Origin of the sequence: Streptomyces sp. NPDC005533 (assembly GCF_042871845.1) — a bacterium.
GTDB lineage: Bacteria > Actinomycetota > Actinomycetes > Streptomycetales > Streptomycetaceae > Streptomyces.
This window is the reverse complement of sequence record NZ_JBIAJH010000008.1, coordinates 15,690-39,304: the sequence shown is the minus strand read 5'-3', so window position 1 is coordinate 39,304 and position 23,615 is coordinate 15,690. Positions and strand designations below refer to the sequence as shown.

Sequence of the window (23,615 nt, the reverse complement as noted above, 5' to 3'; positions counted from 1 at the left end):
GATCATTTCTTGGTGGGTGCCGGGCGTGTTGTCGGCGACAGGTGCGAGGATGCACCCGTACGGAATGGCACGGGACGGGAGCCCCGCCTTCCGGCAGACCTGACCGGACGACGCGTCCGTGCCGGGTGGGGGGCGATCGGGCAGCCATGTCCCGACCTTCCCCTGCCGGGCGCACACACCGCGCACCGCGCAGAAGGGACCGCTGACGGCGATGCAGATCCGGCTGACCGTCCTTGGGTCGCGCAGCGGCCACCAGACCGCGACCGCCCCCGCGAGCTGTGACGTGCTCGTCACGGCACCGGTCGGCACCGCCCTGGCCGCGGTCGCCTCCGGGCTCGCGGCGACCGTCGGCGGACCCGACACCGGGGGCACGGTCGTGCTCTACGCCGGCTCCGAGCGCCTCGACCTCCAGCGGCGGGTGCTGGGCGAGCCGCCGCTCGTGGACGGCGCGGTACTGGCCCTGCACGGGCCCGTGCCGGACGTGCTGCCCGAGGACGGCCTCGGCGCGCCCCAGCTGCACGTCGTCGCCGGACCCGACGCGGGCGGGGTGCACCTGCTGCACAGCGGGCAGATCCGGGTGGGCAGATCCGCCGACGCCGACGTCCCGCTGGACGACCCCGACGTGTCCCGGCTGCACTGCGCGGTCACGGTCATCCGCGACGGGCGGGTCGCGGTGGCGGACCTGGACTCGACGAACGGCACCACGCTGGACGGCGTCCCCGTGGGACCGCAGCCCGTCGCCCTGCCGCCGGGGGCGCTGCTGCGGGTCGGCGAGTCCACCCTGCGGCTCGCGCCCGCGGGCACGACGCCCCCCCTGTCCGTGACCCCGGACCAGGAGGGCCACCTCCGCGTGCCGCCCCCGGCGGGCGCCGCCGGCTGGTCGGGCGCCGCCGGTGCGCCGGCCGCCGCGGCCGCCGACGCGTCCTCGGGCGCGCACCCCGCGGCCCACGGCCCGGGCCCGACAGGCAGCGCCGGCCCGGCGCCGGACGGCTCCGGCGGAGCCGGACGCGTCACCGGGCCGCACGGACCGGCCGGAGCCGCCGGACCGGACGCCCCGGCCGGAGCCGGGTGGACGGGCGCCGGCCCGACGGGGGCCGACGGGCTCCCGGGGCCGCGCCCCGGAACTCCCGCCGGACCGCCGGACGCCTCCGGCCGGGCGGGTGACGGCGGCACCTCGGGCGGCGCGGCCGGCCCCGCGGGCCGCCGCAAGGGACTAGGGGCCTGGGCCCGCAAGTGGGTGCGCGGGGACGACCCGGCCGAGGCCGCGCCGGAGTCGGCGCCCTCCCCAGCCGTCCCCGACCCCGACGACCCGGCCGCGCTGCTGCTGGCCGCGATGGGGCCCACCGAGCGCCTGTGGTCCCGTACGCCCGGACAGCCGGGTCACGCCCGGGCCCTGGAGGTGGGGCTCGGCGCCGGGAGCCGGGTGTCGCTGCCCGAGGTCGGCGCCCTCGGCGTCGCGGGCCCGCGGGCCCGATTGACCGGGGTCGCCCGCTGGGCGGTCGCCCAGCTGGCGGCACTGCACGCGCCGGGGCAGCTGGAGATCGTCCTCGTCGCCACCGACCGGGCGCGGGGCCTCGCCGAGCGGCGGCGCGACTGGGGCTGGCTCGGCTGGCTGCCGCACGTACGGCCCGCGCACGGCCAGGACTGCCGGCTCCTGCTCGCCTACGACCGCGACCAGGCCGTCGCCCGCACCGGTGAGCTGACCCGGCGCCTGGACGACGGCCCCCTCGGCGTGCACTGGGCCGCCGCCGACGCCGGGCAGGTCCGGCGGGCCGCCGCCGTCTACGACGGCCCGTACACGCTCGTCGTCCTCGACGGCGATCCCGGCGCGGGCCCGCTGCGCGACATCACGGGGCGGCTCGCCTCGCACGGCCCGGCCGCCGGGATCCACGTGCTCGCGCTCGCCGAGGCCCCCGCCGCCACCGCCGCCTCGCCGGTCACCGAGACGTACGAGGCCGCCTGCGCGGGCAATCCCGCCTTCCGGGACTGCGGCGCGGTCGCCCTGCTCAGCGGGGACGTGGCCACGGCCGTACGGACCTTCGCGGTCAGCGGCGGTCGGCCGGTCCCGTCCGGGGGCACCGCCACCGCCGACGCCGTCTCCGCGGCCTGGGCCGAGCGCTTCGCCCGGGCGCTGGCGCCCCTGCGCACCACCGACGGCTGCTCCGCGGCTCCCTACCGGCCGTCCGCCGCCACCCTGCCCGCGACCGCCCGGCTGCTGGACGAGCTGGGCCTGGCCCGGGCCACCCCGGCCTCCCTGATGGCCCGCTGGGCCGCCGCCACCGACCAGGGGCAGGGCACGGGCGGTCTCGCCGAGATCGTGCTGGGCAGCGGGCGCCGCGGGCCCGTCGGCATCGAGCTGGTCCACGACGGCCCGCACCTGCTCGTCGAGGGGCCCGCCGGGAGCGGGCGGACGGAGCTGCTGCGGTCGGTGGCCGCGTCGCTGTCCGCGGCCGCCCGGCCCGACCGGCTCGGGCTGGTCCTCCTCGACGGGGCCGGCGGCGAGCGCGGCGAGGGGCTGCTGCCCTGCACCGACCTCCCGCACGTCGCCGCCCACCTGGTCGCCTCCGACCCGCTGCGGATGCGGGAGTTCGCGCAGGCGCTGGGAGCGGAGCTGAAGCGCCGTGCCGAGCTGCTGGAGGGGCTGCCGTTCGCCGAGTGGCACGCCCGGCACGAGGTCGCCGACCGCATGGTCTCGCCCCGCCGGCCCACCCCGGGCGAGCTGCGCGGCGACCTCGAACCGCAGCGCACGGGCACGCTCCGGCTCCGCGCCTCCACCACCCGTACGGATCCGGCCGGGCCGAGCCCGCTGCCCCGCCTGGTGGTGCTGGTGGACGACCTCGACGCGCTGGTCGCGCCGGGCCTCGGCAGCACGGGCCGGCCCGCCGCCGGCTCGGTGGTGCGGGCGCTGGAGGCCGTCGCCCGCGAGGGCGCCCCGCTCGGCATCCACCTGGTGGCCACCACCGCCCGCCCGGACCGCACGGCCGAGACCGGGCTGGCCCGGCTGACCGCCCTGCGCGTGGAGCTCGACGCCCCCGACCAGCCGGGCCCCGGCCGCGGCCTGCTCCGGCACGCGGACGGCCGCACGGTCCCGTTCCAGGCGGGCCGGGTCACCGGCCGGATCCCGCGGACGGCGACCTTGAGGCCGACCGTGGTCCCGGTGGAGTGGGAGCGGATGGGTGATCCACCGGCCCGCCGCCCGGTGCGCGAGCTGGGCAACGGGCCGACCGACCTCGCGCTGCTGGCCAGCGCCCTGGAGCGGGCCTCGCACCTGGTCTCGGCGATACCCGTGCTGTTCCCGCCAGCTCCCTGACGCCCGCGCGGCTCAAGACCGCCCCCGCCACGCGGTATTGCGGGGGCGCGCGGGTCGGCGTAGACCTTGTGGTCCGGGACACACCACGGGCATCGGGGGCAGAACCATGCGCAGGCACGGAAAGAGCCGTACGACACTGACCTGGACGGCGCTCGCCGCGGCGGGCGCGCTCGCGCTGAGCGCGTGCGGCGGCGACACGGACGAGAAGACGGACCCGCCGAAGGCCGCGGGTCCGACCGGGCCGCAGGTGGAGTTACCGAAACTGGACGGGGAGAAGCTGGAGGTCGCCGCGGTCTGGACGGGCCCCGAGCAGGCGAACTTCACGAAGGTCCTGAAGGAGTTCGAGAAGCGGACGGGGGCCACCGTGACCTTCGTCCCGGCGCAGGACCCCATCGTCACCTTCCTCGGTACGAAGATCGCGGGCGGTGCCCCGCCGGACGTCGCGCTGCTGCCGCAGGTCGGCGCGCTCGTCTCGGCCGTGCAGAACAAGTGGGCGCAGCCGGTGGGACCGGAGGCCCAGGCGCAGCTGGACAAGAACTACTCGGCGGGCTGGAAGTCACTGGGCGCGGTCGGCGGCACCCAGTACGGCGTGTACTACAAGGCGGCCAACAAGTCGCTGATCTGGTACAACGCGAAGGCCTTCGAGGCGGCGGGGGTCAAACCCCCGACGACCTGGAAGGAGCTGATCACGGCGGCGGACACGCTGTCCGCCTCCGGTACGCCGGCCGTCTCGGTGGCGGGCGCGGACGGCTGGACCCTCACCGACTGGTTCGAGAACGTCTACCTCTCGCAGGCGGGCCCGGAGAAGTACGACCAGTTGGCCAAGCACCAGATCAAGTGGACCGACGACAGCGTCAAGCAGGCGCTGACCACGCTCGGCGAGCTGTTCGGGCGCAAGGACTTCCTGGCGGGCGGGTCGGGCGGGGCGCTGTCCACGGAGTTCCCGAAGTCGGTGACGCAGACCTTCACCGGCGGGGACCGGCCGGCGGCCGCGATGGTCTTCGAGGGTGACTTCGTGGCGGTGAACATCGCGCAGACCGAGGCGAAGGTGGGCGAGGACGCCCTGGTGTTCCCCTTCCCGGCCGTCGGCGGGAAGGCCCCCGTGGTCTCGGGCGGTGACGTGGCGGTGGCGCTGAAGCCCTCGAAGGGCGCGCAGGCCCTGCTGACCTTCCTGGCCTCGGCGGACGCGGCGCAGATCCAGGCCCGCGAGGGCGGTTTCGTCTCCCCGAACAAGGCGGTGGATCCGGCCGCCTATCCGAACGACATCCAGCGGAACATCGCGAAGGCGCTGATCGCCGCGGGTGACGACTTCCGCTTCGACATGTCGGACCAGGCCCCGGCGGCCTTCGGCGGGACCCCGGGCGCGGGCGAGTGGAAGGCGCTCCAGGACTTCCTGGCGAACCCGTCGGACGTGGCGGGCGCGCAGGCGAAACTGGAGGCGGACGCGGCCAAGGCCTACGGGAACTAGGCCCGTGAAGGCCTCGGTCAAGGCCGGCCGCGGGCTGTCCGCGGAGGCCCGGCGCCGTCGTCTGGTCGCGGCGGCGTTCCTCCTGCCGGCCCTCGTGCTGCTCGGCGCGCTCGTCGTGCACCCGATCGGCTACTCGCTCTACCGCAGCTTCTTCGACCGTTCGGGGGGCACGTTCGTCGGCGGCGCCAACTACCGGGAGATCCTGAGCGACGACACCATCCGCACCGCCCTGCAGAACACGGCGGTGTGGGTGGTGCTCGCCCCGACCACGGCCACCGCCCTCGGTCTGATCTTCGCCGTGCTCACCGAACGGGTCCGCTGGGGCACGGCGTTCAAGCTGCTGGTGTTCATGCCGATGGCGATCTCGATGCTGGCGGCGGGCATCATCTTCCGGCTCGTCTACGACCACGATCCCGACCGGGGCGTCGCCAACGCGGTCTGGGTGGGGGTCCACGACACCTTCGCGGAGTCCTCGGCCTTCCCCAAGGCCCGCCCGGGCCGGGACTCGCCGCTCGCCGACGCCGGCGGGGGCGCCTTCGTGACGCGCGACCCGGTCCGCGCGGGCACCCCGGTGCTGCTGCCGCTGGTCGGCGTGGCCCCGGAGTCCCTGCCCGACGGAACGCGGCCGGCGAGGGCGGCGGACGCCGAACCGGGGAAGGTCACCGGGACGGCCTGGCAGGACTTCACCCGTGGCGGGGGCGGCCGTACGAACGCGGTCGACCCGACCGAGTCGGCGTTCGCCGGGATGCGGATCGAGGCGGTCAAGGACGGCCGGGTGGTCGACACGGCCACGGCCCGCGCCGACGGCACCTTCACCCTGTCCGCGAAGGCCGACGGGGCACTGTTGCGGCTGCCCGCCGCCAACTTCCGCGAGGCGTACAGCGGGGTGCAGTGGCTCGGCCCGACGCTGGTCACCCCGGCGGTCATCGGAGCGTACGTATGGATGTGGGCCGGGTTCGCGATGGTGCTCATCGGGGCGGGGCTGGCGGCCGTACCGCGCGAGCTGCTGGAGGCGGCGCGGGTGGACGGCGCCAACGAGTGGCAGGTGTTCCGCCGGATCACCGTGCCGCTGTTGGGACCGGTCCTGGCGGTCGTGCTCGTCACCCTCGTCATCAACGTCATGAAGATCTTCGACCTGGTCTTCGTGATCGCGCCGGGTGCGGTCCAGGACGACGCGAACGTGCTCGCGCTCCAGCTGTACCGGACCTCCTTCGGCACCGACGCCGATCCGGGCCTGGGCAGTGCCATCGCCGTGCTGCTGCTGGTGCTGGTGATCCCGGTGATGCTCGTGAACATACGCAGGCTCCGGAAGGAGGGATCCCGATGAGCCCGTCCCAGCCCGAACGGACCGGGAGCACCGCAGGCGCCGGGAGCACCGCGGGCCGGCTGGCCGCGCGGGCCGCGGGCGGCGCGCTGCGGGTGTTCCTGGTCCTGGCCGCGCTGTTCTGGCTGCTGCCCACGCTCGGGCTGCTCATCTCCTCGTTCGTCTCCCCCACCGACCTCAACGAGGGCGGCTGGTGGCAGGTGCTGACGGCGCCCTCACGGCTGACCGCCGGCAACTACGAGCGGCTGCTGGCCAACGACACGATCACCGGCTCCCTCCTGAACACGGTCGCGATCGCCGTGCCGGCCACCCTCCTGGTCCTGGTCCTGGGCGCGTTCGCCGGATACGCCTTCGCCTGGCTGGAGTTCCCCGGACGGGACTGGCTCTTCCTCGTCGTCGTCGGGCTGCTCGTGGTCCCCGTACAGGTGGCGCTGATCCCGGTGTCCGAACTCTTCGGCTCCATCGGGCTGTTCGAGACCACGGCGGGAGTGGTCCTCTTCCACACCGCCTTCGGACTGCCCTTCGCCGTGTTCCTGCTGCGCAACTTCTTCGCGGAGATCCCGCGCGAGCTGCTGGAGGCGGCCCGCCTGGACGGGGCGGGTGAACTGCGGCTGTTCGCGCGGGTGGTGCTGCCGCTCGGCGGGCCGGCGATCGCCTCGCTCGGCATCTTCCAGTTCCTGTGGGTGTGGAACGACATGCTCGTGGCACTGGTCTTCGCGGACTCGGCGAACCCGCCGGTGACCGTCGCGCTCCAGCAGCAGGTACGGCAGTTCGGCAACAACATCGACGTGCTCGCGCCGGGCGCGTTCCTGTCGATGGTGGTCCCGCTCGTCGTCTTCTTCGCGTTCCAGCGGCAGTTCGTCACGGGGGTGATGGCCGGCGCGATCAAGTGACTGGCTCGATCAAGGTGCTGACGTGCGGGGTTGACGCTGTGTAACCCGATTGCCACACGCTGCGTAACCCGAACGCCACGCCGGGGGTTCCTGGGGGGCAGCTCCCAGCGGCGGCTGGGGGAGCACCATGCCCGCGCCGACCCCTGGATGTGCCGTGCCCCGGTTCAGCGTCATCGTGCCCGCGTACAAGGTCCAGGCCTACCTCCAGGAGAGTCTGGACTCGGTCCTGACGCAGTCGTACCCGGATCTGGAACTGATCGCGGTCGACGACGCCTCCCCCGACGCCTGCGGTTCGATCATCGACGAGTACGCGGCTCGTGACGCCCGGGTCACCGCCGTGCACCTGGCGCACAACCTGGGTCTGGGCCCGGCCCGCAACGCGGGCCTGGCCCGGGCCACCGGCGACTACCTGATCTTCCTCGACGGTGACGACACCCTCGCCCCCGGCGCCCTGCAGGCCATCACCGACCGGCTGAAGGCCACCGGCTCCCCCGACGTCCTCGTCTACGACTACGCGCGCACCTTCTGGTCGGGCGAGCTGGTGCGCAACCGTCTCGCGCACCGGCTGTCCGAGGAGGGCCCGGCCAGCTTCCGGCTCGCCGACCGCCCGGCGCTGCTGGCCATGCTGATGGTGGTGTGGAACAAGGCCTACCGCCGCGAGTACGTGGAGCGCGAGGGCCTCGCGTTCCCGCCCGGCTTCTACGAGGACACCCCGTGGACGTACCCGGCGCTGCTGGCCGCGGAGTCCGTCGCCGTCCTGGACCGGATCTGCGTCCACTACCGCCAGCGGCGCACCGGCTCGATCCTGACCACCACCAGCCGCCGCCACCTCGACATCTTCGACCAGTACGACCGGGTGTTCGGCTACCTCGCCGGGCGCCCCGAGCTGGAGCGCTGGCGCCCCACCGTGCACCGCCGCATGGCCGAGCACTTCTGCGCCCTGTACGCCGACCCGCGCCGCCTCCCGCGCGCCGCCCGCGCCGAGTTCTTCAGCCGGGCCTCCGCCCTGCTGCGCCGCTACCGGGCCCCCGGCGGCAGGTCCGCGCTGCCACTGTCCCTGTCGCGGACCGACCGGGTCCGGCACACCCTGATGCGGCTGGGCACCCGGCGCACCTACCGGCTGCTGTCCGCGCTGCGCTCGGCCGGGCTGGCACTGGGCCGCGCGGCCACGACCCTGTGGCCGGGCCTGCGCGAAACGGCCCGGCGCCTGCACTACCGGATCCAGCGCCTGCTCCCCCTGCGCCCGGAGCTCGCGGTCTTCTCCGCGTACTGGCACGGCGGCTACGCCTGCAACCCTGCGGCGATCGAGGCCAAGCTGCGGGAACTCGCGCCCCGGATGCGGACGGCGTGGATCTGCGACCCGGCGCACGCCTCGACCCTGCCCCGGGAGACGACGGCGCTGCGCCCGGGCTCGGCGGCGTACTGGACCGCCCTGGCGCGGGCCACGTACCTGGTCACGAACGTCAACTTCGACCGCGCCCTGGTCAAGCGCCCCGGCCAGATCCTGGTCCAGACCCAGCACGGCACCCCGCTCAAGCGGGTCGGCCTCGACCTCCAGGACCGCCCGGCGGCCGCCCCGACGACGGACTTCGCGGGCCTGCTGCGCGGCGCCGACCAGTGGGACTACCTGCTCTCCGCGAACCGGCACTCGACCCTGGTCTGGGAGAAGGCGGTCCCGTCCTCCTACACGACCCTCGAATACGGCTATCCGCGCAACGACGTCTTCCACCGGGCGACCCGCGAGGACGTGCTGGAGCTGCGCGAACGGCTCGGCATTCCGGCGGGTTCGACGGCCGTCCTGTACGCGCCCACCCACCGCGACTACCGGCGCAGCCGGCCGGAACACCTGGACTTCGAGCGGGTCCTGCGCGATCTCGGCCCGCGCTTCACGATCCTCGCCCGCACCCACCTCACGTACGCGGACGCCGGCCGCGGCGGGGAGCCGCACCCGCGGCTGCTGGACGTCTCCTCCCACCCGTCGGTGGAGGAGCTCTGCCTCGCCTCGGACGCGCTCGTCACGGACTACTCGTCCCTGATGTTCGACTACGCGGTGCTGGACCGGCCGATCGTGATCCACGCGGACGACTGGGAGGCGTACGAGGCGGCCCGCGGCACCTACTTCGACCTGCGGTCGTGCCCGCCGGGTGCGATCGCCCGGACCCAGGACGAGCTGGTGGACATCTTCACGACGGGCCACTGGCAGGGCTCGCGCTCCGCGCAGCTGCGGGCGGCGTTCCGCGGGCGGTTCTGCTCGTACGACGACGGCCACGCGGCGGAACGCGTGGTCCGGCGGATCTTCCTCGGCCAGACCGCCCCGATCCCGGCGATCACCCCGCTGTCGGACCGCCGACCCACACCCGCGGCCCCGGCCGCCACCCCGACCCAGGAACCCACCTTGGCCCACCACCTCTGGCCATAGCCCGATCGCCCGCCCGGCGCCGCTGCGGGGGCTCCGCCCCCGAACCCTCGCTCCTCAAACGCCGGAGGGGCTGAATGCGCCCGACCCCGCCGGCACCACCCCAGCCCCGCCGGCACCACCCAGCCCCGCCGGCGTTTGAGGCGCGGGGCCCGGGGCGGAGCCCCACCCTCAGCCCCGCCGGCGTTTGAGGCGCGGGGTCCGGGGCGGAGCCCCACCCTCAGCCCCGCCGGCGTTTGAGGCGCGGGGCCCGGGGCGGAGCCCCACCCTCAGCCCCGCCGGCGTTTGAGGCGCCGGGTCCGGGGCGGAGCCCCACCCTCAGCCCCGCCGGCGTTTGAGGCGCGGGGCCCGGGGCGGAGCCCCGTTCTTTGAGCCCCGCCGGCGCCCGGCGTGCGGCGCAGAACCTCGGCAGGCGCCCCGCAGGGGTCAGGCAGTGCGCAGCCCCGCCACCACCGACCGCGCGAGCTCGTCGAGGTACCCGCCGGGGACGGAGTCGCCCACGACCACCTGCCGCCAGTACAGCGGCCCGATCGCCAGATCGAGCGCCCGGTCCGGATCGACCCCCTCCGCCAGCTCGCCGCGCGACACCGCCTCGCCGACGATGCCCGCGGCGACCCGTCGCTGCCCCTCCAGCAGCGCACCCCGCACCGCGTGCGCGATCTCCGGGTTCCGCGCCGCCTCCACCAGCAGGTCGGGGATCACCGCCGACGCCACCGGGTGCCTCAGCACGTGGGACATGACCTCCAGCAGGGCCCGTACGTCCCCGTACAGCGATCCCGTCGCCGGCACCGGCAGGCCGTCCGCCGCGAAGGCCCCGATCAGGTCGAGCACCAGGTGCAGCTTGGACTTCCAGCGCCGGTACACCGCGGTCTTGCCGACGCCCGCCCGCCGCGCGATGCCCTCGATGGACATCCGTGCGAACCCGACCGCGGCCAGTTCCTCCAGCACCGCTTCGCGGATCGCCTCGGTCACGTCCTCACGCAGGACGGCGGCGCCGGCGGGGGCTCTGCGGGCGGGGGCAGCGGGAGCGGTGGGGGCGGCGGAAGGGTCCGTGGTCATGCACAGAGCATAGCCGCGCCTCCGTCACGACGATACGGTTGCGTTCCGACGCGGCACGCCCTAACCTCGCCGTAGCGACGATACGGACCCGTCCCGACCTCGACACCGACGTACCGACCCCGTCGAAAGCGAACCCTGTGACCACCGCGACCGCATCCAAGACCGCGTCCGCGCCCTCCGCGGACCTCGCCGACCTGGCCGCCGCGCACGGCCTCACCCTCAGCGGCGCCCGCCCCTCCCTCCCGCGCTACGTCGCGCAGCTCTGGGACCGGCGCCACTTCGTGGCCGCGTACGCCACCGCCCGCATGCAGGCCACGTACAGCACCGCCAAGCTCGGCCAGGTCTGGCACCTGGTGACCCCGCTGCTCAACGCGGCCGTCTACTACTTCGTCTTCGGCCTCGTGATGAAGGCCAGCAGCGGAGTGCCGGACTACCTCCCCTTCCTGATCACCGGCGTCTTCGTCTGGGACTTCATCGGCAGCTCCATCAACGCCGGCACCCGCGCCGTCCACAGCAACCTCGGCCTGGTCCGCGCCCTGCACTTCCCCCGCGCGAGCCTGCCCATCTCCACCGTCGTCCAGCTCTTCCAGCAGCTGCTCGTCACCATGGGCGCCCTGGTCATCCTGCTGCTCGCCTTCGGCCAGACGCCCGGCCCGGCCTGGCTCCTGGCCGTCCCGACGCTCCTGCTGACGGCCGTCTTCGCCGCCGGCTGCGCCATGGTGATGGCCCGCATCGGCAGCAAGAACCCGGACGTCAGCCAGCTGATGCCCTTCGTCCTGCGCACCTGGATGTACTCCTCGGGTGTCATGTGGTCCATCGACCAGATCCACAGGACGGGCGACCTGCCGCACTGGGTGCTGACGATGCTCAAGCTCAACCCCGCGGCCGTCTACATCGACCTGATGCGCTTCGCGCTCATCGACAGCTTCGAAGCGCACTCGCTCCCGCACCACGTCTGGCCGATCGCCATCGGCTGGGCCCTGCTCGCCGGCGTCGGCGGCTTCGTCTACTTCTGGAAGGCAGAGGAGGAATACGGCCGTGGCTGATACCCGAGGACGGATCCCCACCGTGATCGCCGACGGCGTCCACGTCATCTACAAGGTCCACGGCAGCGGCAGCCGCAAGGGCGGCGCCACCGCGGCCCTCAGCCGGATCTTCTCCCGCAAGCCGGTCCCCGGGGTCCGCGAGGTGCACGCCGTCAAGGGCGTCACCTTCACCGCGTACAAGGGCGAGGCCATCGGCCTCATCGGCTCCAACGGCTCGGGCAAGTCCACCCTGCTCGCCGCCATCGCCGGTCTCCAGCCGGTGGCCCGGGGCCGGATCTTCTCGCACGGCCAGCCGTCCCTGCTGGGCGTGAACGCCGCCCTGATGAACGACCTGACGGGCGAGCGCAACGTCGTGCTCGGCGGCCTCGCGATGGGCATGTCCAAGCAGCAGGTCCAGGAGCGCTACCAGGACATCGTCGACTTCTCCGGCATCAACGAGAAGGGCGACTTCATCTCGCTGCCCATGCGGACCTACTCCTCCGGCATGGGCGCCCGCCTGCGGTTCTCCATCGCCGCCGCCAAGGACCACGACGTGCTCATGATCGACGAGGCCCTGGCCACCGGCGACGCGGCCTTCCAGCGGCGCAGCCAGGCCCGCATCGAGCAACTGCGCGAACAGGCCGGCACCGTCTTCCTCGTCAGCCACGGCATCAACACGGTCCGCGAGACCTGCGACCGCGCGATCTGGCTGGAGGCGGGCGTCCTGCGCATGGACGGCCCGGCCCCCGAGGTCTGCGACGCGTACGAGGCCTTCACCCGCCGCTGAAGCGCCTCCACCCGCGGGGGGGGCGGCGGGAGCGGGGCAGCGACGTGCCGGCCGCCGGAGCCACCTACCCGGTGATCACGCTCACCCACCACCATCAGGCGCGGCGAGCAGTGCGCGCCCCCCAAGCCCCACCAGCCGGGGAAGCCGCACAAGCCGGGTAAGCACCACGAGCCGGGTAAGCAGCACAGGCCCGGGAAGCACCACAAGCCCGGGAAGCACCACAAGCCCAGCCGTCACCCGCGGGTGGCCGCCGGCTAGGGCCGCGGCCCGAACGGGAGCGGGCCGGGCCCGGGACCACGAAGGTCCCGGGCCCGGCCCGTTCGGCACACCGTCCGATCAGCTGTGCACGCGCAGCAGCGACCGCATCGTCCGCATCGCCACCGACAGGTTCGCCAGGTCGAAGTCGTCCGACCCCCGGATCTCGTCAAGCGTCGTCCGGGCCCGCCCGATGATCGCCGCGTTCTTCTCCTCCCACGCCTTGAAGCGCTCCTCGGGAGTCGAGCTGCCGTTGCCCACCGACAGCACGTCCGCGGTCAGCGCCGCGTGCGCCGCGAACAGGTCCTCGCGGATCGACGCGCGGGCCATGGACTGCCAGCGATCGGCCCGCGGCAGCTCGATGATCCGGTCCATCAGCTGCGTGATGTCCAGGCGGTCGGCGAGGTCGTAGTAGACCTCGGCGACCTCCAGGCAGTCGACACCGGTGCGGTCCGCGATGGCGACGATGTCGAGCGTCGGGAAGGCGGAGGAGAAGCCGGCGACCTTGGCGGCCAGTTCCTCCGGGACGCCCTCGCCCGTCAGCTCCTCCAGGATCGACTGGTACCACTCCAGGTCGGCGCCGCGCACCAGCTTCGGCAGCTCGGCCCAGACCTGCGCGACCCGCTCCGCGAAGAAGGCGATGGTCTCGGAGATCTGGAGCGGCTGCGGCCGGTTGTTCAGCAGCCAGCGGGTACCGCGCTCGACCAGGCGCCGCGAGTGCAGCCGCACCCGGGTCTGGACGTCGGCGGCGACCTTGTTGTCGAGCGCCTCCACCGCGTCCCACACCTCGGCCAGGCCGAAGATCTCGCGGGCCGCGAGCTGCGCCCGGACGATCTCCTCCGTGGAGGCCCCGGTCTCCTCGCGCAGGCGGTGCAGGAAGGTCGAACCGCCGGTGTTGACGGTGTCGTTGACCAGGACGGTGGTGATGATCTCCCGGCGCAGCGCGTGCGCGTCGATCTGCTCGCTGAACTTCTCGCCCAGGACGGCCGGGAAGTACGCGAAGAGCAGGCGGCGCAGGTACGGGTCGTCCGGCAGCTCGGTCGTGATGAGCTCGTCCGCCACCGTGATCTTGGTGTAGGCGAACAGCACGGCCAGTTCCGGCTGGGTCAGACCCTTGCCGCTGCTCAGCAGCTCCCGGATCTGCCGGTCCGTGGGCAGGAACTCCAGCCCGCGGTCGAGCAGTCCGGCGTTCTCCAGGCGGCGCATGTAGCGCTGCTGAGCGTGGAGCAGGCTCGGGGCCTGGGCGGCGCCGTTGGCGAGCGCCGTGTTCTGCGCGTAGTTGTTGCGCAGGACGAGGTGGCCCACCTCGTCGGTCATCTGGGCGAGCAGCTTGTTGCGCTGCTTGACGGTCATGTCGCCGTCCGCGACGACCGCGTTGAGCAGGATCTTGATGTTCACCTCGTGGTCGGAGGTGTCCACGCCCGCGCTGTTGTCGATGGCGTCGGTGTTGATCTTGCCGCCTTCGCCGCCGGCGCCGGTCCGGGCGAACTCGATGCGGCCGAGCTGGGTCAGACCCAGGTTGCCGCCCTCGCCGATGACCTTGGCCCGGACGTGCGAGCCGTTGACGCGGATGGAGTCGTTGGCCTTGTCGCCGACGTCCGCGTGCGTCTCGGCCGTCGCCTTGACGTACGTACCGATGCCGCCGTTCCACAGCAGGTCCACGGGGGCCTGCAGGATGGCCTGCATCAGGTCGGCGGGGGTCATCTTGGTGACGCCCGCCTCGATGCCGAGGGCCTCGCGGACGTGCGCGTTGACCGGGATGGACTTCGCGCTGCGCGGGTGGATGCCGCCGCCCGTGGAGAGCAGCGAGCTGTCGTAGTCGGCCCACGAGGAACGCGGCAGCTCGAACAGGCGCCGGCGCTCCGCGTACGAGGTGGCCGCGTCCGGGGTCGGGTCGAGGAAGATGTGCCGGTGGTCGAAGGCGGCGACGAGCCGGATGTGCTCGGAGAGCAGCATGCCGTTGCCGAAGACGTCACCGGACATGTCGCCGACGCCGACGACGGTGAAGTCCTCGGTCTGGGTGTCGTGTCCGAGCTCGCGGAAGTGCCGCTTGACGGACTCCCACGCGCCGCGGGCGGTGATGCCCATGCCCTTGTGGTCGTAGCCGGCCGAGCCGCCCGAGGCGAAGGCGTCGCCGAGCCAGAAGCCGTAGGACTCCGCCACGCCGTTGGCGATGTCGGAGAAGGTCGCCGTGCCCTTGTCGGCGGCGACGACGAGATAGGTGTCGTCCTCGTCGTGGCGGACCACGCCCTTCGGGGGCACGACCTCGCCGGCGACCATGTTGTCGGTGATGTCGAGCAGCGCCGAGATGAAGATCTTGTACGAGGCGATGCCCTCGGCGAGCCAGGCGTCGCGGTCCACCGACGGGTCGGGGAGGTTCTTGGCGACGAAGCCGCCCTTGGCGCCGACCGGCACGATGACGGTGTTCTTGACCATCTGCGCCTTGACCAGGCCGAGGATCTCCGTACGGAAGTCCTCGCGGCGGTCGGACCAGCGCAGACCGCCTCGGGCGACCTTGCCGAAGCGCAGGTGGACGCCCTCGACGCGCGGGGAGTACACCCAGATCTCGAAGGCCGGGCGGGGCGCCGGGAGGTCGGGGATGGCCTGCGGGTCGAACTTCATCGACACGTAGGAGTGCGGCTCGCCCTCGCCGGTGGTCTGGAAGAAGTTGGTCCGCAGCGTCGCCTTGATGAGGGTGAGGAAGGCCCGCAGGATGCGGTCCTCGTCGAGCGAGGCGACCTGGTCCAGGGCCCCGTCCAGCTCCTCCAGCATGGCGTCGACGAGCTCGCTGCCGGCGGCCTGGCGGACGGGCGACAGCCGGGCCTCGAAGAGCGAGACCAGCAGCCGGGTGGTGTGGACGTTGTTGCGGAGGGTGTCCTCCATGTAGTCCTGGCTGAAGGTGGAGCCGGCCTGGCGCAGGTACTTGGCGTACGCGCGCAGGACGACGGCCTGCCGCCAGGTGAGCCCGGCGCTCAGCACGAGGGAGTTGAAGTTGTCGTTCTCCGCGTCGCCCTGCCAGACCGCGGCGAAGGCGTCCTGGAAGCGCTCACGGGCGTCGTCGCCGAGGTAGCCGGCCGCCGCGGCGTCACCGCTCCCGGTGGGCAGGGGCATCCGCAGGCCGAAGTCGTAGATCCACGCGCTGACCCGGTCCGAACGGCGCAGCTCGTACGGGCGCTCGTCGGTGACCTCGACGCCGAGGCGCTGCAGCACCGGCAGGACCGCGGAGAGCGAGACCTGCTCGCCGGTGCGGAAGATCTTGAACCGGCGCTCGCCGGGGGCTGCGCCCACCGGCTCGTACAGCGAGAGCGCGAACTTGCGGTCGCTGGCGGCGAGCCGCTCCAGGTGGACCAGGTCGGCGACGGCTGCGCGCGGCGAGTGGTCGGCCTTGTAGCCCTCGGCGAAGGAGGTGCCGTAGCGGCGCAGCAGCTCCGCGGCGCGCTCCTCGCCGCATTCGGCGATCAGCGCTTCCTGGAAGCCGTCGGCCCACGAGCGGGCGGCCTCGACGAGGCGGCTCTCGATGCGCTCGACGTCGCCGTCGGTCAGGCCGGGCAGCTCGGTGCCCTGCGGGACGCGGATGACGAAGTGGATGCGGGAGAGGATCGACTCGGTGTTCCAGGCGGTGAAGTCGACGCTGATGCCGCCGAGCTCCTCCTTCAGGATGTCCATCAGGCGCAGCCGGACGCCGGTGGTGAACCGGTCGCGGGGCAGGTAGACGAGGGCCGAGTAGTAGCGGCCGTACTCGTCCTGGCGCAGGTACAGCCGCAGCCGGCGGCGCTCCTGGAGGTACAGGACGGAGGTGACGATGGACTGGAGCTGGTCGACCGGGGTCTGGAACAGCTCGTCGCGCGGGTAGGTCTCCAGGATCTGCGTCAGGTCGCGGCCGTCGTGGCTGGACGGCGAGAAGCCGGCGCGTTCCAGGACCTCGGCGACCTTGCGGCGGACGACCGGGACGCGGCGCACGGACTCGGTGTACGCGGCGGAGGAGAACAGGCCGAGGAAGCGGCGCTCGCCGACGACGTTGCCGTCGGCGTCGAACTTCTTGACGCCCACGTAGTCGAGGTACGAGGGGCGGTGCACGGTGGAGCGGCTGTTGGCCTTGGTCAGCACCAGCAGGCGGTGCTCGCGGGCCTTGGCGCGGGCGTCGGCCGGCAGCCGGTTGAAGGACGGCGAGACGGGGTGGCCGTCGTCCTTGCCGCTGTGGTGCGGGTCGGAGCGCAGGATGCCGAGGCCGGTGCCGGGCACGGCGGACAGGGAGTCGCCGTCGACGAGGTTGTACTCGCGGTAGCCGAGGAAGGTGAAGTGGTCGTCGGCGAGCCAGCGCAGCAGCTCACGGGCCTCTTCGAGCTCGTACTCGCGCAGGTCCGGGGCGGTGGGCTCCTCGGGCAGGCCTTCGGCGATGCGCAGCGCGGCGTCGCGCATCTTCTCCCAGTCCTCGACGGACTCGCGTACGTCGGACAGGACGCGCAGCAGGTCGGCGGTGATCTGCTTGAGGTCGGCGCGGTCGGTCTCGCGGTCGATCTCGACGTGGATCCAGGACTCGACGAGGGAGTCGTGGGGGCGCGAGGTACGGGGACCGTGGGCGTCGCAGTCGGGGCCGAGGATCTCGATCAGCTTGCCGGTGACGTCACGGCGGACGACGACCTGCGGGTGGATCACGACGTGGATGCCGCGGCCCTGGCGGGACAGCTCGTTCGTCACGGAGTCCACGAGGAAGGGCATGTCGTCGGTGACCACCTCGACGACGGAGTGGCTGGAGGTCCAGCCGTTCTCCTCGACCGTCGGGGTGTGCACGCGCACGTTCGCGGTGCCCTGCGGCCGGTTCTCGGCGAGCCGGTAGTGGGAGAGCGCGGCTCCGAACACGTCGACCGGGTCCCGGTCCGTGAGGTCCTCGGGTGCCGTGTGCAGGTAGTAGCGCTGGAGGTAGGAGAGGACCGCGTCCTGGTCTGGACGCTCTCCCTGCTCGGACCCAGTCGGAAGTAGCCCCCCGGCCGGGCTGTGCTCAGCTACCCGGGCCGCCCGTGCGAGCAGCTCGGCCTTTGCTTCGTCCAGCTTGGTCTGCATGTCCTCTGGCTCCTGTCGCGCGCCATTGCGTGACGTAGGTGAAGGAAGGGAATGGCACAGTCCCGCGGGCGGGGAGTCGGTGTCCGTTCGGGATCGACGCTATGCCGTCGAGAGAGCCGACCGGGAGGGAATGAGCCAAGATCGGCTGGAGGTCCCGGTGGCGGGGATCAGCGAAGGCCCGGGCACGGTCGTGCGCCGGGCGCAGGCCGGAGGCTCCAGTGCCCCCGATGACTATCGCGCTGATCACGGGTACAAGGCTATCCCGACCTACCCCCAGGTCGTCATTCGCTGCATCTGTATAAATCTTGGGGTGAAACTTTGACAGTCTGGCCAGCGACGCGGCACGGCTGTCCGTGCAGCGGGCCTGTCCAGTCAGTATTCGGCCAGCTCGCGAGCTGTCAGTACGGCCTCGGCCAGGGTGTCCACGACCGGCACACCGGCCGATTCCAGACTGCTGCGACTGTGCGAACCACCCGTGTAGAGCACCGCCCGGGCGCCGACGTGGGCGGCGGCCAGCGCATCGTCCACGGCGTCTCCGATGAGGACCGTACGGTCGGCCGTCACGCCCGTCCCGTCCAGGGCGGTCAGGTGGCGTACGAGGTGTCCCGCCTTCGACGTGTGCGAGGGACCGGTCCGCCCGTCGACGCGCAGGAAGTGGTGGTCGATCCCGTGGGTCCGGACCAGGGGCACGAGCTTCTCGTGGGGCGCGAGCGACAGCAGGGACTGGGTGAGCCCGTCCCGCTGCCACTCCTGGAGCAGCTCGCGGGCGCCCTCGGCGAGCCCGGCGTCCTCGGCCGCGGCCCAGTAGTGCCGGTGGAAGGCCTCGTCCATGACCACCCACTCCTCGTCGGTGGGCAGCCGCCCCATGAGGCGCTCGTAGAACTTCGGCACCGGTACGACGTACAGGTCGCGGTAGGTCTCCAGGGTGATCGGCGCGAAGCCGAGCTCCGCGAAGGAGGCGTTGGTCGCGACGATGACGGCGTCGATGTCGTGGAGGAGGGTGCCGTTCCAGTCCCAGACGATGTGGTGTCCGGTCACTTGAGCAGCCCCGGGATCTCCTGCACGCCGAACCACAGCAGTTCGTGGTCCTCGGCTCCGTCGACGACGAACCGGGCGTCCGCATCGCCGCCGTCTGCGGCGGGCAGGGCCTGCGCGGCGGCGGCCACGTCCGCTTCGGCGTCATCGTCGTCCACGTGCACGGCGGCGGCCACGGTGAGCCGTACGGCCGCGGTCAGGGTCACCTGGCCGAGGGTGGCCTCGTCGACCCCGGGGGTGGCGGTGGCGGCCTTGTCGTCGACGTCGAGGGCGACGACGACGCGGCGGCGCGGGGCGTCCGCGTCGGCGGCGAGCAGCCGCAGGGAGGCGACGGCGGCCCGGTTCAGGGCCGCGTACTCCAGCTCCTCGATGTCGTCCGACACGTACCACTCGCGGAGCCCGGGGGTGACGGCGTACGCCCGCAGCGGGGCGGGGCCCAGCTCACCCGCCTTGTGCACCTCGGCGAGCCCGGAGAGGGTCAAAGGGACGTACACACGCATGGCCGGCTGCTTTCGGTAGTCGGAAAACTCCCCCAGGATACGACTCGCACGGTCCGCCAGGGTGACGGAGTCGGTACCCCTTCGAGGTGCCGCACCCGGACCCGCGGCCGTCAACCCCGCCCCCGTGCGCGGCCGGTACGGACCCGGGGAGGGACGGGCGCGCACTCGGATAGGTGAACGGGGGCGGCGTTCCGCCCGGCTCCGCGGGTGGTTGCGGAGCGTGTTCGGCGACCGTAGAAGATCCCCATCAAGTTACCGCCCGGTACCGCTCCGGGCCCGGCCTGTTCGGGGGCAGATCGCGATGGACACGACGACGCGCGGCACGATCGGCAACGACGGGAGCCGCCGGCCGGGCGGCCGCGCCCGCACCCGGCCCGCCGGACGGCGCGACCCGCGGCGCCCGGCGGGCCCCCCGCGCACGCTGCGGCTCGGCCCGCACCACTGGTTCGCCGAACACCTCCTGGCGGTCGTCAGCGGCCGCCGCCCGGTCCACTCGCTCCTGGGCCACACCGTCGGCCCCGCGTACCAGCAGCTGGTCACCCTGGCCCCCGCAGGGCCCCTCCACGACCGCCTCCGCCCGGTCATCCGCCAGTGCGGCCGCTTCACCCCCGGCCCGGGCGTCATCGAGGCCTTCGCCCGCATCGCCACGGGCGACCGCCTCACCGCCATGGCCTTCCGCCTGGAACAGGGCCCGGACCTCCGCTGGCGCTGCGCGGCGGTGGAACTCCGGGGCCCCCGCCCCTGACCATCGGGGACCCACGGCACCCGGCACCCGGCACAACGCGGCCGGGGCCGGACACCCGACGGTGTCCGGCCCCGGCCGCATGTCTCGACCCGGCGGAGGGTTACTTCTTCCGGCGACGCCCCCCGGCGGCCTTCTGCGCCTTGCGCCGCTCGGCCCGCGTCATCCCGTCGCCCTCGCCACCGACGGCGTCACTGTCGAAGTCGCCCTCGACGACACCGCCCTCGCCGTCCACGGTCGGCGCCGAGAAGTGCAGCCGGTCCGGCCGCTGCGGAGCGTCCAGCCCCTTCGCCCGGATCTCCGGACGCCCGGCCCCGGCCGCCGCCGGCTCCTTCGTCAGCGACGGCGCCGCGTCCTGCACCGGAAGCTCCTCGACCTGCTGCTCGACCTGGACCTCCAGGTTGAACAGGTAGCCGACGGACTCCTCCTTGATGCCCTCCTGCATGGCGTTGAACATGTCGAAGCCCTCGCGCTGGTACTCGACCAGCGGGTCCTTCTGGGCCATCGCCCGCAGGCCGATGCCCTCCTGCAGGTAGTCCATCTCGTACAGGTGCTCACGCCACTTGCGGTCGAGCACCGACAGGACCACGCGCCGCTCCAGCTCGCGCATGATCTCGGAGCCGAGCGTCTTCTCACGCGCCTCGTACTGCTCGTGGATGTCGTCCTTGACGGACTCCGCGATGAACTCGGCGGTGATGCCCGCGCGGTCGCCCGCGGCCTCCTCCAGCTCCTCGATGGTGACCTTCACCGGGTAGAGCTGCTTGAAGGCGCCCCACAGGCGCTCCAGGTCCCACTCCTCGGCGAAGCCCTCGACGGTCTCGGCCGCGATGTACGCGTCGATGGTGTCGTCCATCATGAAGCGGACCTGCTCCTGGAGGTCCTCGCCCTCCAGGACGCGGCGGCGCTCCCGGTAGATGACCTCGCGCTGGCTGTTGAGGACCTCGTCGTACTTCAGGACGTTCTTGCGCGTCTCGAAGTTCTGGGTCTCGACCTGCGACTGGGCCGACGCGATCGCGCGCGTCACCATCTTGTTCTCGATCGGCACGTCGTCCGGCACGTTCGCCATCGCCATGACGCGCTCGACCGTCTGCGCCTTGAACAGGCGCATCAGGTCGTCGCCCAGCGACAGGTAGAAGCGGGACTCGCCCGGGTCGCCCTGACGGCCGGAGCGGCCGCGCAGCTGGTTGTCGATGCGGCGCGACTCGTGGCGCTCGGTGCCCAGCACGTACAGCCCGCCGAGCTCCTTGACCTCCTCGAACTCGGCCTTCACGGCCGCCTCGGCCCGGGTGAGCGCCTCGGGCAGGGCGTGCGCCCACTCCTCGATGTGCTCCTCCGGGTCCAGGCCGCGCTGGCGCAGCTCGGCCTCGGCGAGGTCGTCCGGGTTGCCGCCGAGCTTGATGTCCGTACCGCGGCCGGCCATGTTCGTGGCGACGGTGACCGCGCCGCGGCGGCCGGCCTGGGCGACGATCGTCGCCTCACGGTCGTGCTGCTTGGCGTTGAGCACCTCGTGCGGGATGCCGCGCTTGGAGAGCTGCTGGGAGAGGTACTCGGACTTCTCGACCGACGTCGTACCGACGAGGATCGGCTGGCCCTTCTCGTGCTTCTCCGCGATGTCGTCGACGACGGCGGCGAACTTCGCGACCTCGGTCCGGTAGATCAGGTCCGGCTGGTCCTTGCGGACCATGTCGCGGTTGGTCGGGATCGGGACGACACCGAGCTTGTAGATCTGGTGGAACTCGGCGGCCTCGGTCATGGCCGTACCGGTCATGCCCGACAGCTTCGAGTAGAGGCGGAAGAAGTTCTGCAGGGTGATCGTGGCGAGGGTCTGGTTCTCGTCCTTGATGTCCACCCCTTCCTTCGCCTCGATCGCCTGGTGCATGCCCTCGTTGTAGCGGCGGCCGGCGAGGATACGGCCGGTGTGCTCGTCGACGATCATGACTTCGCCGTCGATGACGACGTAGTCCTTGTCGACCTTGAAGAGCTCCTTGGCCTTGATCGCGTTGTTGAGGTAACCGACGAGCGGGGTGTTCACCGACTCGTAGAGGTTCTCGATGCCGAGCCAGTCCTCGACCTTGGCGACGCCGCTCTCGTGGATGGCGACGGTGCGCTTCTTCTCGTCGACCTCGTAGTCGCCGGTCTCCTCGATGCCCTTCAGCGGCTGGCCGGCCTCGCCCTTGGTCAGGCGGGTCACGAGCTTCGCGAAGTCGCCGTACCACTTCGTGGCCTGGTCGGCGGGGCCGGAGATGATCAGCGGGGTGCGGGCCTCGTCGACGAGGATCGAGTCGACCTCGTCGACCACGGCGAAGTTGTGGCCGCGCTGGACGAGCTCGTCCCGGGACCACGCCATGTTGTCGCGCAGGTAGTCGAAGCCGAACTCGTTGTTGGTGCCGTAGGTGATGTCGGCGTTGTACTGCTCGCGGCGCTGCGCCGGCGACATGTTCGCCAGGATGCAGCCGACCTCCAGGCCGAGGAACTTGTGGACCCGGCCCATCAGCTCGGAGTCGCGCTCGGCGAGGTAGTCGTTCACCGTGATCAGGTGGACGCCCTTGCCGGACAGCGCGTTCAGGTACGCCGGCAGCGTGCCGACGAGGGTCTTGCCCTCACCGGTCTTCATCTCGGCCACGTAGCCGAGGTGCAGCGCCGCGCCACCCATGATCTGGACGTCGTAGTGCCGCTGGCCGAGGACGCGCTTGGCCGCCTCGCGAACGGTCGCGAAGGCCTCGGGCAGCAGGTCGTCCAGGCTCTCGCCGTCCTGGAAGCGCTGCTTGTACTCGTCCGTGAGCGCGCGCAACTCGGCGTCGGAGAGGTTGACGAAGTCCTCTTCGATGGAGTTGACCTGGTCCGCGATGCGGTGCAGTTTGCGCAGGATCTTGCCTTCGCCTGCACGCATGAGCTTGTTGAAGACGGACACCGAGGTTTGTCTCCTTGCCGGTCGGGCCTGGGCACTGTGCGTACCGCGGGCACGGCAGGTGGGCCCCACCGCAACGGCCATCGTAAGCGAGGACGTGGCCACGTCGGGAGGTCCGCCGTTCCCATGGGGGCACGGGTGCCCGGATTGAGAACGTACGGGGCACACGGAAGGTGCCGCATCCCCCGGGGGGATTCCCGAAAAGTGTTCGCCCGGGGCGCCCCGGCGGCAGCAGAATCCGTTCATGGAGCCCATCACTCTCACCACGGACCGGCTGGTACTGCGGCCTTTCGCCCCTGCGGACGAGGACGAGGTCCACGCGGCGGCCCAGGACCCGGACATCCAGCGCTGGACCCAGGTCCCCTCCCCGTACGAGCGCGAGCACGCGCACGTCTTCGTGAACGAGCTCGTACCGAACGGCTGGCGCGAGGACACGAGCTACCCCTTCGCCGTCCGCCTCGGCGCCGCGGGCCCGCTGGTCGCGGCCGTCGGCGTGCACGTGTACGGCGCCGGGTCGTACGAGATCGGCTACTGGGCGGTGAAGGAACACCGCGGCCGGGGCCACATGACGGAGGCCGTGACGGCCGTCGCCCGCTGGGCCTTCACCGCGCTCGGCGTCACCCGGCTGGAATGGCGGGCCGAGGTGGGCAACGCGGGCTCGAAGGCCGTGGCCGAGAAGGCCGGCTTCCAGGTCGAGGGCGTCCTGCGGGCGGGCATCGAGCAGCGGGGCACCTCCCGCGACTGCTGGGTCGGCGCCCTGCTCCCCTCCGACCTCGGTCTGCCCTCCCGGCTGCCCTACCTGCCCGCTGTCAGTGGCCCCGCCTAGGGTGCG

Annotated in this window: 14 protein-coding genes; 9 read left to right on the top strand and 5 right to left on the bottom strand. The window is 72.6% G+C overall.

The features are described 5' to 3' along the window. Nucleotides 1-211: 211 nt before the first annotated feature. The 5 genes from ACFYP3_RS10285 to ACFYP3_RS10265 all read left to right on the top strand — a co-directional run bounded on the left by ACFYP3_RS10285 (nt 212) and on the right by ACFYP3_RS10265 (nt 9,414). The gene (locus tag ACFYP3_RS10285; RefSeq protein ID WP_388829764.1) at nt 212-3,310 is read left to right on the top strand and encodes an FHA domain-containing protein; all 3,099 of its coding nucleotides are present in this window, start codon (nt 212-214) and stop codon (nt 3,308-3,310) included. Between the two features lie 106 nt (nt 3,311-3,416). Continuing rightward, nucleotides 3,417-4,778, top strand: coding sequence for an ABC transporter substrate-binding protein (locus ACFYP3_RS10280; RefSeq protein ID WP_388829761.1), 1,362 nt, complete (start codon nt 3,417-3,419; stop codon nt 4,776-4,778). Between the two features lie 34 nt (nt 4,779-4,812). Then, nucleotides 4,813-6,105, top strand: coding sequence for a carbohydrate ABC transporter permease (locus ACFYP3_RS10275; protein WP_388830224.1), 1,293 nt, complete (start codon nt 4,813-4,815; stop codon nt 6,103-6,105). Continuing rightward, complete coding sequence (locus ACFYP3_RS10270; protein WP_388829757.1) at nt 6,102-6,995, top strand: carbohydrate ABC transporter permease; 894 nt, start codon at nt 6,102-6,104, stop codon at nt 6,993-6,995. The genes ACFYP3_RS10275 and ACFYP3_RS10270 overlap by 4 nt, the downstream gene beginning before the upstream one ends. A 154-nt stretch (nt 6,996-7,149) precedes the next feature. Continuing rightward, nucleotides 7,150-9,414, top strand: coding sequence for a CDP-glycerol glycerophosphotransferase family protein (locus tag ACFYP3_RS10265; protein ID WP_388829754.1), 2,265 nt, complete (start codon nt 7,150-7,152; stop codon nt 9,412-9,414). Between the two features lie 423 nt (nt 9,415-9,837). On the opposite strand, the gene ACFYP3_RS10260 is transcribed toward ACFYP3_RS10265, so the two are convergent. Continuing rightward, nucleotides 9,838-10,470 carry a TetR/AcrR family transcriptional regulator gene (locus ACFYP3_RS10260; protein WP_388829751.1) on the bottom strand — a complete coding sequence of 211 codons (633 nt, stop codon included), beginning with the start codon at nt 10,468-10,470 and terminating at the stop codon, nt 9,838-9,840. Nucleotides 10,471-10,607: 137 nt separating this feature from the next. Between ACFYP3_RS10260 and ACFYP3_RS10255 the strand changes: the two genes are divergently transcribed. Beyond that, a complete protein-coding gene (locus ACFYP3_RS10255) occupies nt 10,608-11,516 on the top strand; it encodes an ABC transporter permease (protein ID WP_388829748.1) in 909 nt (302 codons plus the stop codon). After that, nucleotides 11,509-12,282, top strand: coding sequence for an ABC transporter ATP-binding protein (locus ACFYP3_RS10250; protein ID WP_388829745.1), 774 nt, complete (start codon nt 11,509-11,511; stop codon nt 12,280-12,282). Before ACFYP3_RS10255 ends, ACFYP3_RS10250 begins: the two co-directional genes overlap by 8 nt. Before the next feature lie 336 nt (nt 12,283-12,618). Here the strand turns inward: ACFYP3_RS10250 and ACFYP3_RS10245 are convergent, their stop codons facing one another. From ACFYP3_RS10245 to ACFYP3_RS10235, 3 genes are all read right to left on the bottom strand, one after another. Then, entirely contained in the window at nt 12,619-17,598 is a 4,980-nt protein-coding gene (locus ACFYP3_RS10245) for an NAD-glutamate dehydrogenase (protein ID WP_388829742.1), read from the bottom strand. 372 nt (nt 17,599-17,970) lie between these two features. Further along, entirely contained in the window at nt 17,971-18,636 is a 666-nt protein-coding gene (locus ACFYP3_RS10240) for an HAD family hydrolase (RefSeq protein WP_388829739.1), read from the bottom strand. Beyond that, nucleotides 18,633-19,133 (bottom strand): DUF6912 family protein, encoded by a 501-nt coding sequence (locus tag ACFYP3_RS10235; RefSeq protein ID WP_388829737.1) that lies wholly within the window; start codon nt 19,131-19,133, stop codon nt 18,633-18,635. The genes ACFYP3_RS10240 and ACFYP3_RS10235 overlap by 4 nt, the downstream gene beginning before the upstream one ends. Before the next feature lie 301 nt (nt 19,134-19,434). Between ACFYP3_RS10235 and ACFYP3_RS10230 the strand changes: the two genes are divergently transcribed. Further along, nucleotides 19,435-19,878 carry an Rv3235 family protein gene (locus tag ACFYP3_RS10230; RefSeq protein ID WP_388829734.1) on the top strand — a complete coding sequence of 148 codons (444 nt, stop codon included), beginning with the start codon at nt 19,435-19,437 and terminating at the stop codon, nt 19,876-19,878. A gap of 100 nt (nt 19,879-19,978) precedes the next feature. Here the strand turns inward: ACFYP3_RS10230 and secA are convergent, their stop codons facing one another. Continuing rightward, the gene (gene secA, locus ACFYP3_RS10225; RefSeq protein ID WP_388829731.1) at nt 19,979-22,786 is read right to left on the bottom strand and encodes a preprotein translocase subunit SecA; all 2,808 of its coding nucleotides are present in this window, start codon (nt 22,784-22,786) and stop codon (nt 19,979-19,981) included. A gap of 241 nt (nt 22,787-23,027) precedes the next feature. Here secA and ACFYP3_RS10220 point away from each other — a divergent pair, with 241 nt between their 5' ends. Then, nucleotides 23,028-23,609 carry a GNAT family N-acetyltransferase gene (locus tag ACFYP3_RS10220; RefSeq protein WP_388829728.1) on the top strand — a complete coding sequence of 194 codons (582 nt, stop codon included), beginning with the start codon at nt 23,028-23,030 and terminating at the stop codon, nt 23,607-23,609. The last annotated feature ends 6 nt before the right edge of the window (nt 23,610-23,615 follow it).